Origin of the sequence: Rahnella perminowiae (genome assembly GCF_019049755.1) — a bacterium.
GTDB classification, from domain to species: Bacteria; Pseudomonadota; Gammaproteobacteria; order Enterobacterales; family Enterobacteriaceae; genus Rahnella; species Rahnella perminowiae.
In genome coordinates this window covers 1-619 of sequence record NZ_JAFMOS010000088.1, presented here as the reverse complement: position 1 = coordinate 619, position 619 = coordinate 1, and the positions used below count along the sequence as shown (strand labels likewise).

Annotated in this window: 1 pseudogene; it reads right to left on the bottom strand. The window is 41.8% G+C overall.

From position 1 onward, the window contains the following. Nucleotides 1-493: pseudogene (locus tag J1785_RS00445) on the bottom strand (hypothetical protein); the annotation flags it as partial. Between the last annotated feature and the right edge of the window lie 126 nt (nt 494-619).

The window sequence follows — 619 nt, the reverse complement described above, 5'->3', positions numbered from 1 at the left end:
ATTTTGGAGAGAGGTTTAAGTTGCCATAAACAGAAGAGAATTGTCCATTCCTAGATGCATCATCATCAAATGCAATAGTAGCCCCCACGGCGGTACCTGTTACCAAATCTTTCCCGAGGTGTGTGGCATCAATATATTCAATCCCCAGATTAAATGCACTCAACGTCCAGTTGCAGGATCCACCACCGGTCATCGCAATCTTTGCCTTCCAGAGATCATTGTCTCCCTGCTGCACCGGGATTTTAATGACGTTATAGCTAGGTTCGGTAATGACAGAACCATCAACACCGCTAATTCTTTTTTTCATACATTTATGAGAGATATACCTGACCTCAAGTGGAAACGGTTTTGTATAAGGTGACGGGTTTTGAACTTCCACATTAACCCATTGAGTATCTGAGGGTGGAGACAATGTTTTATCCGTTGCTCTGGCGCAACTACTTAAAACAAGAACTGAAACACAGCTCGCCAGAACATTGAGTCGCTTATGCATTTTCAATTTCCTCTTCCCCATAATGAGCAAAACGTTCCAGGGAATCTTTTCCATTTTTAATTTTCAGGGTAGACAGTAAGGTCTTTTCCAACATAGTTTCCAACGTCAGGAAGTTGATGTTTCTTT